The organism is Teichococcus globiformis, assembly GCF_042646265.1.
In the GTDB taxonomy this organism is placed as follows: domain Bacteria; phylum Pseudomonadota; class Alphaproteobacteria; order Acetobacterales; family Acetobacteraceae; genus Pseudoroseomonas; species Pseudoroseomonas globiformis.
The window spans coordinates 144714-160743 of sequence record NZ_JBHRTN010000010.1 but is presented as its reverse complement, the minus strand read 5'-3'; the positions used below and the strand labels follow the sequence as shown (position 1 = coordinate 160743).

The following is a 16030-nucleotide window of genomic DNA, read 5'->3' as shown; positions in this document are numbered from 1 at the left end:
GCTCTCAGCTTTCCTTTCTTTGAGCGAAGCCCGCCATGGGGCCAATCTCGCGCAGCACGCGCTTCAGCGCGATGAGCCGGTTGTCGCGCTCGGCGAAGAGCGCCTCGGGGCTCTGCCCGCCCCAATCGTAGAGGCCGCGTCCGTGCATGACGCCGCCGCGCCCCTCCGCCAGGGCGCGGTCAATGGTTTCGCTGCGGCCGCGCAGCGGCGGCGGCTCGTACATCCGATTGGCCAGGGCGTGGGCGGTGAGCTGCAGTCCGGTGAAGTCACCCTTGGCCATCTGGCCCAGCAGCAATAGGCGCAGGCCAAGACCGTGGATAATGGCCTCGTCGATTTCCGCCGCCGTGGCATGGCCCTCATCCATCAGCCGGTAGCATTCGAGGTTGAGCGCGGATTGCAGCCGGTTGGCGATATAGCCGGGCAGGAAGCGGCGCATGACCAGTGGCGCCTTGCCCATCGCACGCAGCATCTCCGCCAGATCCTCCAGCAGAGCGGGGGGGCATTCCGGGCTGCCGACCACGTCAACCAGATCCACCAGATAGGGCGGCGTGTACCAGTGCATGATGACCGCGCGCGGCAGGCGTCCCGGCGGCATCAGCGGGAAAACGTCGAGGTAGGAGGTGTTGCTGGCCAGGATCGCACCGGGCGGCATGACGGCATCCAGCTCGGCATAGAGCGTCCGCTTGGCTTCGGGCTTCTCGATGATGGCTTCGATCACCAGATCGGCCTTCGCAACCGCATCGGCCAAGGCGGCATGGATGGTCACGCGCTCGCCGAGCGCCGCCTCGGTCAGACCGCCGGCTTCTCCAGCGGAGTCGAGAGTAGCACGGGCTCGCTCCATCAGGGCGGGTGCGCGCGCCAGCGTGTCGGGCTGGTTGTCGGTCAGACGCACGCGGTGGCCGCCAATGGCAAAAACCAGCGCAAGCGCGTGACCCATCAGCCCGGCGCCGATAATGGCGATGTTCATTCTGACGCCTCCGGAGTCCAGGGCTCAGGGGCACGATGGTCGATGCCGGTCATCACCTCCACCAGAACCGTTTCATCCGCTGCCATCGCCTCGCGCAGCGCCGGCCCAATCTGCTCCGGCCGCTCGACGCGAATGGAATGCAGCCCGAAGCCGCGTGCGAGGGCGCAGAAATCCGTGTGTTCACCGAAGCGCAACAGCGTCGCCGCCACCTCCGGCCGGTTGCCTGCCGCTCGGACGAGGTTGGGCCAGCCTTGGCCAAAGCCACGATTGTTGTTGACCACCAGCGTTACGGCGATGCCACGCCGTTTGGCCGTCTCCAGTTCCGTCAGATGATAGTAGAGCGCGCCATCGCCGCTGAAGCAGACTACCTTACGGTCGCCGGCCGCGCATTTCGCACCGAGCGCCGCGGGGAAGGCCCAGCCCAGCGACCCCGCGGCCCGCAGGTAACGCTGGCCGGAGCCGTTGAAATCAACCAGCGTGCCGGTCCAGATACCGGAATAACCCGTATCGGCCACCAGCACCCCATCCTGGGGCAGGGCCGCCGAAATCTCCGCGCAAAGACGCGCGGGGTCGATGGGCGCTTCGTTGTTGGTCAGACGTGGCGCCATCCCGGAGCGCCAATCCGCCATCAGCCGTGCCGCTTCCTGCGCAAAGCCGGCATCGCGTTGCGGCTGCCCGAGTGCCTCAAGCAGCAGCTTCAGCGTGCCGCGCGGATCGCCATGCAGCGACAGTTCGGCTGGCAGTCGGTCCAGCTCCAGCGCGTCGGCGTCGATCTGGATAACGGCAGCGCCGGGGTGCGGCAGGCGCCATCCATGGGTCACCTGGTCGCCGCCATCGCATCCGATCATCAGCAGCAGTTCTGCCTGGTGCACGACCTTGTTGGCAGGAGGTGCCGAATAGCTTCCTGCCACGCCGACGCAGAGCCGATGGCGGGACGGCAGCATGTCCCGCGCGCCGAGGCTCGTGGCCACCGGCGCTTGAAGGGCTTCCGCCACTGCCAGAACCTCGGCGCCGCAGCCTGACAGCGCAGCGCCATCACCTGCCAGGATAACGATGCGGCCAGCATCCCTGAGGCGTGCCGCCACCTTCTCGATCTCCGCCGCATCCGCGACAGGGCGGTGCCGCGGCGCGGTCCAGCCGGACAGATCGGCGGGCTCGGCGCCTGACGCACCCTGCTCCACGACCTCCCCCATCAGCCCGTTGAGGTCGAGATGCACCGGGCGCGGCGGCGCTGTGGTCGCTGCCGCCCAGCCCTGGCGGAACAGCCGCGGCAGGTCGGAAGCCGCCTCCACTGCAGTTCCCCATTTGGTGACGGGGGCGAAGAGCGGAGTGTGCGGCACTTCCTGGTATGCGTTGCGATGCTGGGCGGATGGCGGTTTGCGCCCCGTCATTGCGATCATCGGCACCCGGCCAAGATACGCATCCTGCAGGGCGGCCGCGAGGTTGGCTGCGCCCACCGATTGGGCCGCGACGATGCCTGGCCGGTCGGAAAGGCGTGCATAGCCATCGGCCATGTAGGCGGCACCTTTCTCGGAATGCGCCAGCACGGGCTGCACGCCCCGCTCTTCCAGCGCCATCAGCGTCGGCCGCAGCACGGCGTCAATGAAGAACACATGGCTCTGGCCCGATTGCGCGATGCTGCGCGCCAGCCAGTCAGCGCCCCTGAGGCTCATGGACCGGTTCCCTCCACTTGTTTGTTGAGGCCAAGCCTGCCCCCGTCCTGTCCAGGGAGCAACCCGTCGCGGAACCATGAAATGCCGAGATGGCGCTTGCCTTCCCCTTTCCCCTCCGCTACCCGCGCCGGCACAGCGCCATGACCAGCACCATGCCCCTTCCCGAACTCCGGGCCGAGGATTTCGACTTCGCCCTGCCCGAGGCGTTGATCGCCCAATCCCCCGCCAGACCCCGCGACGCCGCCAGGCTTCTGATCGTGGAGGCCGATGCGGAGCAGGATGGGACGGTGCGCGACCTGCCTGCCTGGCTGCGCCCCGGAGACCTCATGGTGGTGAACGACACACGGGTGATCCCGGCACGCCTTCGCGCCCGGCGCGGCGAGGCGCGGGTCGAGATCATGCTGAACCGTGCCGAAGCCGGCGCCCAGGGCAATGTCTGGCACGCGCTGGTACGCAACGCGAAGAAGCTCAGGCCGGGCGATATCTTGTCCATCGAGGGCGCCCCGGAACTTGCCCCTCGGGTGGTCGAGCGGCAGGAAGGCGGCGCGGCACTGATCGATTTTGGCCGGGATCAGGGATTGTTGGCCGCGGCGCTGGAGCGGGCGGGTGAGATCCCGCTGCCACCCTACATCGCCCGCCCTGAAGGACCGCTTCCGGAGGACCGGGACGACTATCAGCCGATCTTTGCCCGCAATCCGGGCGCCGTGGCCGCGCCCACAGCCAGCCTGCACTTCACTCCCTCGCTGCTGGAAGGCCTGCGGGATCGCGGGGTCGAACAGGTATCGCTGACGCTGCATGTCGGCGCGGGCACCTTTCTGCCCATCCGCGCCGATAACCCGCGCGAGCACAAGCTGCATGCCGAATGGGGCGAGATCTCGCCCGCGGCCGCCGCCACCATCAACGCGGCGCGCGCGAAGGGTGGCCGCATCGTGGCCATTGGCACCACGGCGCTACGCCTGTTGGAAAGCGCGGTCGATAAGCAAGGGATCATTCATCCTTTCCGGGGACTAACGGACATCTTCCTGCTGCCCGGCCATGTGTTCCGCTCGGCCGACATGCTGCTGACCAATTTTCACCTGCCGAAATCCAGCCTGTTCATGCTGGTCTCGGCGTTTGCCGGGCTGGAGCGCATGCGCGGTGCCTATGCCCGCGCCATTGCCGGCGGCTACCGCTTCTATTCCTATGGCGACGCCAGTCTGCTGTTCCGGGAGGACCGTACCCCATGACGCTTCGCTGGAGCTGCCAGTGCCAGGACGGCCACGCCCGCGCCGGCACGCTGCACACGGCGCATGGCGAGGTGCCAACGCCGGTCTTCATGCCGGTCGGCACTGCCGGCACGGTGAAGGGCATGACGGCGGATGCGGTGCGCGCGACCGGCGCGCAGATCGTGCTCGGCAACACCTACCACCTGATGCTGCGGCCGGGCGCCGAGCGCGTCGGACGGCTGGGTGGGCTGCACCGGATGATGGACTGGCAAGGCCCGATCCTGACGGATTCCGGCGGGTTTCAGGTCATGTCCTTGTCGCAGCTACGCAAGCTCGACAAGGACGGCGTCACCTTCCAGAGCCATATCAATGGCGAGCGCTTCCGCGTCACGCCCGAACGCAGCATTGAGATCCAGCACCTGCTGGATGCCGACATCACCATGTGCTTCGACGAATGCACGCCCTTCCCGGCCACCCATGAGGTCGCGGCGCAGTCGATGCGCCTGTCCATGGCCTGGGCCGCACGGTCGCGCGCCGCCTTCGTGGATCGTGAAGGCTACGGGTTGTTCGGCATTCAGCAAGGCAGCGTGTTCGAGGATCTGCGCGGCGAAAGCGCCCGCGCCCTGCGCGAGATCGGCTTCGAGGGCTATGCCATCGGCGGCCTGGCGGTGGGCGAAGGGCAAGATGAGATGTTCCGCACGCTGGATTTTTCCGTTCCCATGCTGCCGGAAACGCATCCGCGCTACCTGATGGGCGTCGGCACGCCGGGCGACATCATCGGCGCGGTACGCCGCGGCGTGGACATGTTCGATTGCGTGATCCCGACCCGGTCGGGCCGCACGGGCCGCGCCTACACCAGCGCCGGCGTGTTCAACATGCGCAACGCCCGGCACGCGGACGACCTTTCGCCGTTGGATGCCGAATGCGACTGCCCGGCCTGCACGCGGCATTCGCGCGGCTATCTGCAGCACTTGTTCAAGGCGGGCGAGATGCTGGGCCCGGTTCTGCTGACCTGGCACAACATCCGTTACTACCAGCGGCTGATGCAGCGCCTGCGTGAGGCCATTCTTGCCGGGTGCTTCGACAAGGAAGCCGCCATCATCGAGGCCGGCTGGAGCCGCGCCGGGGAGATCGCCGCATGACAACCACCGATGTCTCGGGCCTTACCATGCTGGGCCAGGCAACGCAGCAGCCACAATCACCGGAAGAGGCGGTGTTGGAGCGCGTGCCCAACCCGCATCCGGGCGAGCCCTATTGCGTGCGCTTCACCGCACCCGAATTCACCTCCCTCTGCCCGATCACCGGGCAGCCGGACTTCGCGCACCTCGTGATCGACTACATTCCGGGCGACTGGCTCGTGGAAAGCAAGAGCCTCAAGCTCTATCTCACCTCCTTCCGCAACCATGGCGCCTTCCACGAGGCGTGCACGGTGGGCATTGGGCTGAGGCTGGCGGAGCTGCTGGCGCCACAATGGCTACGCATCGGCGGCTACTGGTATCCGCGCGGCGGCATCCCGATCGACGTGTTTTGGCAGACGGGGGATGCGCCCTCCGGCGTTTGGGTGCCCGCCCAGGATGTTCCGAACTACCGCGGGCGTGGTTGAAGCACCGGGGCGCGGCGACGCTCCCCATTCTTTTTCTTCCGGAGGTTCGCAGGTGCCGCCGGTGCCCTCAGAAAGCAGGCAAGAGAGGGCGTCACACTTGCAGAAGGATGGGAGGTCCGTGGAAAAGCCTGTCCTTCCGGCAACCGATGCCATACGCAATGAAGCGCTGCGCCTCGGCTTTGATGCCGTGGGCTTCGCGCCCGCTCATCTCGGTCCCGAGGTGCGTGCGCGGCTGGATGCCTTCCTTGCCGCCGGCATGCAGGGCGAGATGGGATGGCTGGCCGACCGCGCTGAAAAGCGCGCCCATCCGCAGGCGCTATGGCCCGAAGCCATCTCGGTCATTGCCCTCGGCATGAATTACGGGCCGGAAGAGGACCCGCTTTCCATTCTTGGCCACCGGGACCGGGCGGCGATCAGCGTTTATGCTCGCAACAAGGACTACCACGACATCGTCAAGAAGCGGCTGAAGGCGCTGGCACGCTGGATGGTCGATCGGTGGAAGGGCAGCGAGCTGAAGGTGTTCGTGGACACCGCGCCAGTGGCCGAGAAGCCGCTGGCGCAGCAGGCGGGGCTGGGCTGGCAAGGCAAGCACAGCAACCTCGTCAGCCGTGCCCACGGCTCCTGGCTGTTTCTGGGCGAGATCTACACGACACTGGACCTGACACCTTCCGCGCCGGAGGTGGATCATTGCGGACGCTGCACGCGCTGCCTCGCGGCCTGCCCGACCAATGCGTTTATCGGTCCCTATCGGCTCGATGCACGGCGCTGCATCTCCTACCTCACCATCGAGCATAAGGGGTCGATCCCAGAGGAGTTCCGCGCAGCCATGGGCAACCGCATCTATGGTTGCGATGATTGCTTGGCGGTTTGTCCCTGGAACAAGTTCGCCAGCCCGGCGCAGGAGCCGGGATTGATCGCGCGGGAAGACCTGAGCGCGCCACGCCTGGCTGAGCTGGTGTCCCTGGACGATGCCCGCTTCCGGGCGCTGTTCAGCGGCTCCCCGATCAAGCGGATCGGGCGGGACCGGTTTGTTCGCAACGTGCTGATCGCGATCGGCAATTCAGGCGAGCCCTTGCTCCGCATGGCGGCCGAGGGACTCCTGAGCGATCCCAACCCCGTGGTGGCCGAGGCAGCGGCCTGGGCGACGCGGAAGCTGGCCGAAGCGCCAGCACTTTAGCGGGCCGTTTACCTTCCGCGGCGACACTGGACGCCGGGCACCGCCATCTGATTCGCGAGCCCATAGCCCTGGAGAGTGCCGCCCCGATGAGTGACAAACCGGTGATGGGTTTCGCCTGGTATGATGAGCGCAGCTTCGATGCCCTGCGCCAGGCCATGCCGGACATGAGCGAGCGCTACGATGACTGGCGGACCGGCGCCACGCGCGACGTCAAGCGCGCAGAGAAGGAAGGCTATAGGGTCATCCGCGTCGCGGTCCGTCCGGAAGAGTTCTTTGCCTGGTGCCAGAAGCGCGGCATCGGTCAGTACGGCATGGGGCTGCAGGCACGCCGGCTCTTCGCGGCCGACAGGGCGCAGCTCATCGTCCGGGCCGAACGAATGACAAAAAAGCGCTTCAGCTTCTTCTGAATGCCGTACTTGACGCCGGCCCTGCCCCGGCGCGATGCAGGGCGGCATGATGAAGAACGCCATGGATGACGGCGCGCTGGTCCTGTTCAGCGGCGGCCAGGATTCGGCGACCTGCCTGGCATGGGCGCTGGAGCGCTTCAGCCGCGTGGAAACACTGGGATTCGACTACGGCCAGCGCCACAAGGTGGAGTTGCAATGCCGCGCCGTGTTCCGCGACACGCTGAAGCCCGCCTGGCAGGCTCACCTCGGCCCTGACCACACCCTGGCGCTAGGCACGCTGGGCGCCGTCTCCGAGACTGCGCTGACGCGGGACACGGCCATCGCCCTGGACGAGGGTGGCCTGCCCAACACCTTCGTGCCGGGCCGCAACATTGTCTTCCTGACCTTTGCTGCGGCCCTCGCCTACCGCCGCGGGCTGCGCCATATCGTGGGCGGCATGTGCGAAACGGACTTCTCCGGCTATCCGGATTGCCGCGACGACACGATCAAGGCCCTCCAGGTGGCGCTGAACCTCGGCATGGACCGGCGCTTCGTCCTTCACACGCCACTGATGTGGCTCGACAAGGGGCAGACTTGGTGGCTGGCTGAGGAACTGGGTGGGTCGCGGTTGGTGGCCGATATCGTGGAACACACCCATACCTGCTATCTCGGCGAGCGCGGGGTTCGGCATGAATGGGGTTATGGCTGCGGCCAGTGCCCTGCTTGCGACTTGCGGGCCAAGGGCTGGATGGCGTATCGCTCCGCCCGCTGAGGCCGTTTCGGCTTCGGTGCGGATGCTCCCGCCCCACCCTTTTGGGAAAACTCGCAGGAATGAACGGACCTCGTGCCGAGGGCCTGGTGGCCCTTCTTGCCTTCGGGCTTACCATCCCCGCCGCCAACTGGCTGATCGGCCATGCGGGCACGGTCTGCGTGCCACAGGGACCATGCCTCATCCCGGTGGCGCCGGGCATCATGGCGCCGTCGGGCGTGCTGATGATCGGACTGGCCTTGGTGCTGCGCGACCTGGTGCAGCGTCGACTTGGCTTGCGCTGGGCCTGGAGCGCCATCCTGGCAGGGACTGCGCTTTCGGCCCTGCTGGCACCACCGGCGCTGGTGATGGCGTCGGCCGCAGCCTTTCTGGTGTCGGAAACCGCCGACCTCGCCGTCTATACTCCGCTGCAGAAGCGCAACCTTGTCCTCGCCGTGCTGGCGTCGGGCGTGGTCGGGCTGATGGTGGACAGCCTTGCTTTTCTCTGGATCGCCTTTGGCGACCTTGGCTATCTGCCGGGACAGGTACTGGGCAAGCTCTGGATGATTCTTCTGGCTCTGCCCTTCGCCGCCTGGCTGCGCCGCGCCGATGCACGGCGCGGCATACAGCCCGCCTGAAGGCTTATCCGCCGGAAAGGCAGAACTTCACGAAGCCTGAAGCTCGGTGCAAGGCTGGTTCGCGGCCCGGCTGAGGCATCGCAGGTCGTCATGCGGTTCTGCCGCCCGGTTTGTGCGGCGGGCTGCCGCAGCGTCACGCCCGGGATGCGGTCAAGCAGGGACCTGCCCCGCCCGCCTCGCTCCCGGCGGATCACCGCACCGGCCGGCGCGCCAAGGCCCGAGGATGGGCATGTAGGGCCAGGGTGGCAACCTTGGCGCTGCTGCGGCATAGAGAAGGCAATGCAAGCCCCGCCCGCCCCGCCCGCCGACGATGCCGACTGGCAGGCCCTGCTTTGCCTGCGGGACAGCGGCTCCGGCCCTTCGCCTTCTTCCCCGCTCGCCAGCCTGTTCCGTCCCATCATGGCACCGCCTCAGGGTCCGGATGGATGCATGGTGCTGGGCCGGCTGGCGCAAACGCTGGATGGCCGCATTGCAACGAACTCAGGCTCCAGCCAGTGGATTGGCGGACGCGGCGACATCCTCCATACCCACCGGCTGCGCGCGCTGTGCGATGCCGTGATCGTCGGTGCTGGAACCGTGCGGCATGACAATCCCCGCCTCACCACCCGCGAGGTCGCGGGACCGGATCCCACGCGCATCGTCCTGGACACTGACCGGCGGCTCGATGCCAGCTATGGGCTGTTCGCGGCGGGTGGCCCACCTACCCTCCTGGTCTGCGCGCCGGATGCCAGCGGCCCGGACCGGCATGGTGCGGCCGAGGTGCTCCGCGCACCTCGCTCGGCCATTGGCGGCATCGACCTTCCAGCCTTGTTGCCGATGCTGGCGAGCCGGGGCCTCAAGCGTCTTTTCGTGGAAGGCGGCGGGCTGACCGTGTCTCGGTTCCTGGCGGCGGGCTGTCTGGACCGGCTGCATGTCACGGTGGCGCCGGTGCTGCTGGGCAGCGGCATCCCGGCCTTTACCCTGCCGGAAGCGGCGCGCATCGCTGACGGGCTGCGCTTCGAATGGCAGGTGCATGTGCTGGGCCAGGACGTGCTGTTCGACATTGCCTTGCACCGCGCCCGGCCGGGTGTGTGTGCGTGATGGAAGCCAGAGCCTTCTGGATCATCGCGCCCGGCCAGGGCGAGATCCGATCCGTTGCCCTGTCGCCGCCCGCACCGGACCAGGTCCTGGTGCGCAGCCGCGCCAGCGGTATCTCGCGCGGAACGGAGCGGCTGGTGTTCGAGGGCCGAGTTCCCGCAAGCCAGTGGGACGCCATGCGGGCACCGCTGCAACGAGGCGATTTCCCCTTTCCCCTCGCTTATGGCTATGCGGCAGTCGGAATCGCCGAGGCCGCTGCCTTGGAGACGGAGTTGAAGGGGCGGCGCGTGTTCTGCCTGCATCCACACCAGGACCTTTTCCTGGCGCCCGCCGCCATGTGCATTCCCGTGCCCGACAGCGTGCCCGACCACCGCGCCGTGCTGGGCGCCAACATGGAAACCGCGCTGAACATCGTGTGGGACGCGGCACCTCTGCCCGGAGAGCGCATCCTCGTGGTGGGCGGCGGCGTGGTGGGGCTGCTGGCAGCCTATCTGCTCGCGCAGATTCCTGGCACCGTCGTCTCGGTGCTCGACACCGACCCGGCGCGGCGCGGCGCGGTGGAGGCGCTGGGGGCGCGCTTCGTCACTCCCGGAAATGGCCCGGACGGGCAGGAATTGATCATCCATGCCTCGGCCAGTGCGGAAGGTCTGCGTCAGGCTCTGCGACTTGCTGCCTTCGAGGGCCGCATATTGGAGGCGTCATGGCACGGCGACCGCGACATCGCGTTGCCGCTGGGCGAGGAGTTCCATTCCCGTCGGCTGACGCTGCGCTCCACGCAGGTAGGGGCCATGTCACCCGCCATGCGCGGACGCCGCAGCCATGCCGAGCGGCTCGCACTGGCACTCTCGCTGCTGGAGGCGCCGGTTCTTGATGCGCTGGTTGGGCCGGCCATCCCCTTTGCCGAATTGCCAGGGCGGATGCGTACGCTGCTGTCACCGCCACCCGGGGAAGCGGCTCCGCTTTGCCCTGTGGTCACTTACTGAGCGGTGGGCCTGGCCGCGTCGATGACACCACCCACGAACGAGGATTGCCGATGTTCAGCCTGACGGTTGCCGATCACATCATGATCGCCCACAGCTTCAAGGGTGAGGAATTCGGCCCCGCCCAGCGCGTGCACGGTGCCACCTTTGTGGTGGAGGCAGAGTTCCGCGCCCCCTGCCTGGATCGGGCCAATCTGCTGGTGGATATCGCGGCGGCGCGCGTGGAGCTTCGACGCATCCTGGACGCGATCGACTACCGCAACCTGGACGATGTGCAGGGCTTCGCCGGACAGAACACCAGCACCGAGTTCCTTTGCCACCACATCCATGGTGAGTTGGCCGTGGCGGTGAAGGAAGGCCGGCTCGGCGACAGCGGGCACAAGGTGGAGGCCATCAAGGTGCTGCTGCGCGAAAGCCCGCTGGCTTGGGCGGCCTATGAGGCACCGCTGGCATGAGGATCGCTCTTGTCGTTCCCGCGCCCTTCAGCACGGTCTCTGGTGGCTACGGCTATGACCGCAGGCTGGTGGAAGGCTTCCGCGGCCGCGGGCATGAGGTGGAGGTGCTCGAACTGGACGGCCGTCACCCACTGCCGGACGCGGCCGCGCAGGAATCGGCACGAATGCTGCTTGATGCCGTGCCGGGAAGCACCCGGCTGCTCATCGACGGACTCGGGTTGCCGGCCTTCGCTCCCTTTGTTGATGAGCTCGAAAGCCGCGCCGCCGTGGCATTGATCCACCATCCCACCGCCATTGAGCCGGGCTTCACCGACGAAGAGCGCGAGGAACTGCGCCAGCGCGAAACGCTGCTCTTCCCTCGCATGGCCCGGCTGGTCGCCACGTCGCGGCTCACCGCCGACCGGCTGCCGCTGGAGTTTGGCGCCGCGCCGGGAAAGATCGGCGTGGTGGAGCCGGGCACCGATGCGGCGCCGCGCAGCCACGGCTCCGGCGGGCCGGGCTGCGCCATTCTGTCCGTGGCTGTGCTGGTGCCGCGCAAGGGACATGATGTTCTGCTGCGCGCCCTGGGCAAGCTCACGGACCTCGACTGGACGCTGACCATCGCGGGGAGCCCGCGCGACCCGGTGCACGCGCAAGGCCTTGTCGCCCTGGCCGAGGAGCTGAACATCGCACGCCGCGTCACCTTTGCCGGGGAGGTCGTGCAGAAGGACCTGGAGGCGCTCTACGCCCGCAGCGACCTGTTCGCCCTGGCGACCCACTGGGAAGGCTACGGCATGGCGGCGGCCGAGGCGCTGGCGCGGGGTCTGCCGCTGGCCATCACGGCGGGTGGCGCCATTGGCGATCTGGTTCCGATCGGAGCCGGTGTGATCGCACCACCCGGCGATATCGCCTCGCTATCCCGTGCCATGCGCCGCCCGATCTACGACTTGTCCTTGCGCAAGGCCATGGCCGAGACCGCCTGGAAGGCCGGGCAATCCCTGCCGCGCTGGACCGACCGTGCCGACGCCTTCATCGCCGAGATCGAGCAGGCTGCGGCATGAGCGAGTCTTTCGCCGGTGACTGGCTGGATCTGCGCGAGCCCTTTGATGCCCGCGCCCGCCATGCGGGCCTCGCCCACGCACTGGCCGAGGCCTTGCCGCCGCGCCCGCATCTGGTGGATCTCGGCGCCGGCACGGGCTCGCTGCTGCGCTGGCTGGGCCCTCTTCTCGGACGCTCGCAATTCTGGACGCTGGTGGATGCCGACGCTGCCCTGCTCGGCCGGGCCTTCGCCACGATCGAGGAGCGCGCGGTTCTGACCGGCTGGACCACCACCTGGCCCCGTCGCGATACCCTGCTGGTGCACACGCCGGATGGCGTCTGGCGCGTCGAGGCCAAGGTGGCGGATCTGGCGGCTGACGCCGCCGCCCTGCCGCTCGACAAGGCGGATGCCGTGGTCTGCAGCGCCTTCTGCGATCTTGTTTCCCGCCGATGGGTGGAAAACATGGCGGCCTCCCTGCGAGTCCCGTTTTATGCGGCGCTGAACGTCGACGGGCGGGAGCGCTTCCTTCCAGCGCATCCCGTCGACAGGCTGGTGGCGCGCGGCTTTCTGCGCGACCAGGCGCGCGACAAAGGCTTTGGTGGAAGAGCCCTGGGACCTGCGGCACCGAAGGCGCTGCGCTCCGCCTTCACCGCGCGGGGTTTTGCCGTGATGCAGGCGCCTAGTCCCTGGGTTGTGGGTGCCGGCTTGCCGGCCATGGCTGACGCGTTGGCCGAGGGCCATGCCGGTGCCGCCCTTGCCGCGCTGCCTCGGGCCGCCCATCCCCTGCTGCGACGCTGGGAAGATGCACGCCGCGACCAGGCCCGACGCGGGCGGCTCGGTGTGCGCGTCGGCCATACCGATCTGCTCGCTCTGCCGCCACGCGGCACCGCCCATTCCTGAGGAGAGCGCCATGCTGCTTGGCTGCATTGCGGACGATAGCGGCGGCGGCACGGATCTCGCTGCCATGCTGGTGGCGCAGGGCATGTGCACGGTGCAGATGCTGGGCTTGCCGCAGGGACCGGTGCCGCCGGCTGATGCGGTGGTGATCTCGCTGAGGAGCAGGACCGCACCGGCGACGCTGGCAGTGCGCGACAGCCTGCAAGCCTGCGACGCCCTGCTGGCGGGCGGTGCACAACAGATCCTGTTCCACTACGCCGCCAGCTTCAACAGCACCGATTCGGGCAATATCGGACCGGTTGCCGATGCCCTGCTGCGCCGCCTGCAGGCCGGCTTCGCCATCGCCTGCCCCGCTTTCCCTTCCCTTGGCAGCAGCGTCTTTCAGGGGCATCTCTTTCTCGGTTCCTCCCTGCTGAACGAGAGCGGCATGGAGTGCCACCCGGCGACCCCCATGCCCGATGCCAATCTGCCGCGCGTGCTGGCGCGCCAGACGGATGGCGCGGTCGGTCTGCTGCCCTTTGCCATGGTCGAGCAGGGCGCCGTGGCCATCCGTGCCGCTTGCGCTCAGCTGGCCGAGCGCGGCCGGCGCTACGCCATCGCGGATGCCGTGACCGACGCTCATCTTCTGGCCATAAGCGAAGCCTGCGCCGCGCATGCACTGGTTACCGGCGGGTCGGGCCTTGCCATGGGCCTTCCGGAAAACTTCCGGCGTCAGGGCCTGCTACCGGACCGTGCGGATGCCGACGCGCTGCCTCCGCCGCGCGGCGCCATGGCAGTGATCTCCGGCTCCTGCGCGCGGGCCACGTTGGCGCAGATCGGCCTGGCGCGCGGTCATCTGCCGACACTGGAACTGGACCTGCTAGCCACACCGGATGCGTCGGCGCTGTGTGCCCAGGCGGCGGCGTGGATGGAAGGAAGGTTGTCGGAAGACCGGCCGGTGGTCATCGCCACCTCGGCCGGGGCGGAACGGGTTGCGGCACTGCGGACTAGGCTGGGTGTTGAGGCCAGCGACGCGCTTTTCCGCGACACCGTTGGCGGGGTGGCCGAGCTGCTGGTCGAGCGAGGCGTCGGGCGGCTGGCGGTGGCCGGCGGAGAAACCGCTGATGAAGTCACGCGGCGGCTTGGCATCCGCAGCCTGCGCGTTGGCGCTCAGATCGATCCCGGTGTGCCCTGGAGCTTCGCCGAACCCTGTGGCCTGCACATGGCGCTCAAGCCCGGTCCGGCCGGCACGCGCGACTTCTTCCTGAAGGCGTTCGAATAAGGCTCCGCGGCTCAGCGTGGCGCTTCGGAGGGCGCAAACACCGCAAGGGCCCCGGGCCGTGTACGGTAGCGCAGCGGCGCCTGCATCGTCACAACCTCGCCATCCATGGAAACGCGCAGAAGCCGGCGTGGCGAGCGGATCTCCGCTTCCCGCACCGCACGCATCTCGAAGTCCCGCTCCTGCTTGAGTCGTCCTGTGACAGCCCTGAACAACATGCGCAGGATGCCCAGGCGGCTGCCATGGCGCGTGATGCAGAGGCAAAGCTCGCCCCTGTCGATACAGGTACGCCGGCCGGCATGCGGCAGGGTGGTTTCGTAGAGGTTGTTGCCGACAAAAACCAAGGGCGTCTTCAGGCGCTCTCCCCAACCTTCTGCGCGCACCGCCAGCCGGTGCCGGGCGAAACGCGTCAGAATACGTGCGCTGGCCAGCAGCATGGCCGGCGTCTTGCGCCAGCCGCGCCGCTTTTGCTGGCGCTCTCGCTCCGTCACCATATCAGCGTAAAGGCCGACGGTGGAGTTGTTGATGAACACTCGGCCATTCACCTCGGCCAGGTCGATGCGCCGGATGTGGCCAGCGGCAATGACCGCGACCGCTCCCTCCACCTCCAACGGTACGCCCAGGTCGCGAGCGAAGTGGTTGCGCGTGCCAAGCGGCAGCACGCCGAAGGACTTGCCGGTGCCGGCCAGTATGCCGGCTACCGTCCCCAGCGTTCCATCACCGCCGCCGGCGATCACCGCATCCCAATCCTGCTCCGCCGCCGCACGGGTGGCGGCGATCAGCCCCTCGCCTTCCACTTCGGACACCGTAGCCTCGATGCCGTGCTGCGCGAAGGCCAGGGCGATCTCAGCCGTTCTGTCCTGGCCCTGGACCGAGCCTCCGCCAGCATTGATGATGACCTTGACCCGCACCGGCATACCCCCTGGTCCGACACCATAAGCCCGAGGGCGCGGCGAAGTTGCCGCTTCGTCAAAGCGGGAGAAGGTCGATCTCGTCCTGCAGCGCCTCGCCGCGGAAGAAGCGGCCGATATTGGCTGTAGCGCCGTTCACCTTGGCCTGCATGGCATCCAACGTTCCCGCCGCCACATGCGGCGTCAGCACCACGTTAGGCAGTTCAAAGAGCGGATTGTCCGGACGCGGTGGCTCAGGGTCGAACACATCAACGCCGGCAGCACGGATGGTGCCATCGCGCAGGGCGCGGGCTAGCGCGGCCTCATCCACCACTGGACCACGGGCACAGTTGATCAGCACCGCGTCGCGACGCATCTGGCGAAAGGTCGCATCGTTGAACATGTGGCGGGTTTCGTGCGTATCGGGAAGGTGCAGGGTGATGACCTCCGCGTCGCGCAGCAACTCCGGCAGCTCGACACGGCGGAAGTTCAAGGCCAGCTCCAGCCCCTCCGGCAGCCGAACATGGGGATCCACGTAAAGGCCGCGCACCTTGAAGGGCTGCAACAGGGCGGCGACGGCGGAGCCGATCCGCCCCATGCCCACGATGCCCACCGTGCGGCCACGCAGATTGCGCGTCACCGTGCGAAGGTCCGTGCCCATCCAGCGGCCGGCACGCATCGCGGCATCCACCCGTGGGATCTGCCGCAGCGCGGCGAACATCAGCGCCAGGGCATGCTCGCTGACCACGTCAGCGGTACCGGACGGATTGATGGCCAGGCGGATGCCGCGTTCACGCATGGCGGCGATCGGCGTCTCACCCTGCCAGCCGACACCCTGATGCTGCACAAGCTTCAGACGGGGCGCAAGCTGCACCCATTCGGGCCGCAGCACGGCCGGGGCGACGATAACGACATCCGCAGAGGCAAGCTTTTCCACACGCTCCGCGTCGTCGTTGGCGGAAAGGGTGAGCAGTTCACACCCTTCGGGCAATGCCGCCCTCCACATGTCGTAGACAGGCTCGGGCGCGTGGCTGAGATACAGAACGCGGCAGATATTC

At 67.8% G+C, this 16030-nt stretch carries 17 protein-coding genes; 13 read left to right on the top strand and 4 right to left on the bottom strand.

What is annotated here, in order from left to right; translation table 11 throughout:
• Window positions 1-4 precede the first annotated feature (4 nt).
• Together ACFOD4_RS11615 and ACFOD4_RS11610 are read right to left on the bottom strand one after the other, a co-directional pair.
• On the bottom strand, window positions 5-967 hold the full coding sequence (locus ACFOD4_RS11615) for a 3-hydroxyacyl-CoA dehydrogenase family protein (protein WP_379596600.1): 963 nt from the start codon (window positions 965-967) through the stop codon (window positions 5-7).
• Window positions 964-2640 (bottom strand): thiamine pyrophosphate-binding protein, encoded by a 1677-nt coding sequence (locus tag ACFOD4_RS11610; protein WP_379596598.1) that lies wholly within the window; start codon window positions 2638-2640, stop codon window positions 964-966. The genes ACFOD4_RS11615 and ACFOD4_RS11610 overlap by 4 nt, the downstream gene beginning before the upstream one ends.
• A gap of 140 nt (window positions 2641-2780) precedes the next feature.
• Here ACFOD4_RS11610 and queA point away from each other — a divergent pair, with 140 nt between their 5' ends.
• From queA to otnK, 13 genes are all read left to right on the top strand, one after another.
• Entirely contained in the window at window positions 2781-3866 is a 1086-nt protein-coding gene (queA, locus tag ACFOD4_RS11605; protein WP_379596963.1) for a tRNA preQ1(34) S-adenosylmethionine ribosyltransferase-isomerase QueA, read from the top strand.
• Window positions 3863-4987: a tRNA guanosine(34) transglycosylase Tgt gene (tgt, locus tag ACFOD4_RS11600; protein ID WP_379596596.1), complete on the top strand. Its 1125-nt coding sequence runs from the start codon at window positions 3863-3865 to the stop codon at window positions 4985-4987. Before queA ends, tgt begins: the two co-directional genes overlap by 4 nt.
• Window positions 4984-5448 carry a preQ(1) synthase gene (gene queF / locus ACFOD4_RS11595; RefSeq protein ID WP_379596594.1) on the top strand — a complete coding sequence of 155 codons (465 nt, stop codon included), beginning with the start codon at window positions 4984-4986 and terminating at the stop codon, window positions 5446-5448. The genes tgt and queF overlap by 4 nt, the downstream gene beginning before the upstream one ends.
• 118 nt (window positions 5449-5566) lie before the next feature.
• On the top strand, window positions 5567-6625 hold the full coding sequence (gene queG, locus ACFOD4_RS11590; protein WP_379596593.1) for a tRNA epoxyqueuosine(34) reductase QueG: 1059 nt from the start codon (window positions 5567-5569) through the stop codon (window positions 6623-6625).
• Between the two features lie 86 nt (window positions 6626-6711).
• Window positions 6712-7032 (top strand): hypothetical protein, encoded by a 321-nt coding sequence (locus tag ACFOD4_RS11585; protein ID WP_379596591.1) that lies wholly within the window; start codon window positions 6712-6714, stop codon window positions 7030-7032.
• A 46-nt stretch (window positions 7033-7078) separates the two neighbouring features.
• The gene (gene queC, locus ACFOD4_RS11580) at window positions 7079-7783 is read left to right on the top strand and encodes a 7-cyano-7-deazaguanine synthase QueC (RefSeq protein ID WP_379596589.1); all 705 of its coding nucleotides are present in this window, start codon (window positions 7079-7081) and stop codon (window positions 7781-7783) included.
• Window positions 7784-7842: 59 nt separating this feature from the next.
• Window positions 7843-8397 (top strand): VUT family protein, encoded by a 555-nt coding sequence (locus tag ACFOD4_RS11575; protein WP_379596587.1) that lies wholly within the window; start codon window positions 7843-7845, stop codon window positions 8395-8397.
• 279 nt (window positions 8398-8676) lie between these two features.
• Window positions 8677-9477: a RibD family protein gene (locus tag ACFOD4_RS11570; protein ID WP_379596585.1), complete on the top strand. Its 801-nt coding sequence runs from the start codon at window positions 8677-8679 to the stop codon at window positions 9475-9477.
• Window positions 9477-10457 carry a zinc-dependent alcohol dehydrogenase gene (locus ACFOD4_RS11565; protein ID WP_379596583.1) on the top strand — a complete coding sequence of 327 codons (981 nt, stop codon included), beginning with the start codon at window positions 9477-9479 and terminating at the stop codon, window positions 10455-10457. Before ACFOD4_RS11570 ends, ACFOD4_RS11565 begins: the two co-directional genes overlap by 1 nt.
• Before the next feature lie 50 nt (window positions 10458-10507).
• The gene (locus ACFOD4_RS11560; protein ID WP_379596581.1) at window positions 10508-10909 is read left to right on the top strand and encodes a 6-pyruvoyl trahydropterin synthase family protein; all 402 of its coding nucleotides are present in this window, start codon (window positions 10508-10510) and stop codon (window positions 10907-10909) included.
• A complete protein-coding gene (locus tag ACFOD4_RS11555) occupies window positions 10906-11949 on the top strand; it encodes a glycosyltransferase family 4 protein (protein ID WP_379596579.1) in 1044 nt (347 codons plus the stop codon). The genes ACFOD4_RS11560 and ACFOD4_RS11555 overlap by 4 nt, the downstream gene beginning before the upstream one ends.
• The gene (locus ACFOD4_RS11550; protein ID WP_379596577.1) at window positions 11946-12827 is read left to right on the top strand and encodes a class I SAM-dependent methyltransferase; all 882 of its coding nucleotides are present in this window, start codon (window positions 11946-11948) and stop codon (window positions 12825-12827) included. The genes ACFOD4_RS11555 and ACFOD4_RS11550 overlap by 4 nt, the downstream gene beginning before the upstream one ends.
• Window positions 12828-12837: 10 nt before the next feature.
• Window positions 12838-14085 (top strand): 3-oxo-tetronate kinase, encoded by a 1248-nt coding sequence (gene otnK, locus ACFOD4_RS11545; RefSeq protein ID WP_379596575.1) that lies wholly within the window; start codon window positions 12838-12840, stop codon window positions 14083-14085.
• An 11-nt stretch (window positions 14086-14096) separates the two neighbouring features.
• Here otnK and ACFOD4_RS11540 read toward each other — a convergent pair whose 3' ends face one another.
• The gene (locus ACFOD4_RS11540; protein WP_379596574.1) at window positions 14097-14999 is read right to left on the bottom strand and encodes a diacylglycerol/lipid kinase family protein; all 903 of its coding nucleotides are present in this window, start codon (window positions 14997-14999) and stop codon (window positions 14097-14099) included.
• 52 nt (window positions 15000-15051) lie between these two features.
• Window positions 15052-16030 (bottom strand): 2-hydroxyacid dehydrogenase (locus tag ACFOD4_RS11535; protein WP_379596573.1); only part of this gene is annotated, 979 nt, incomplete at its 5' end.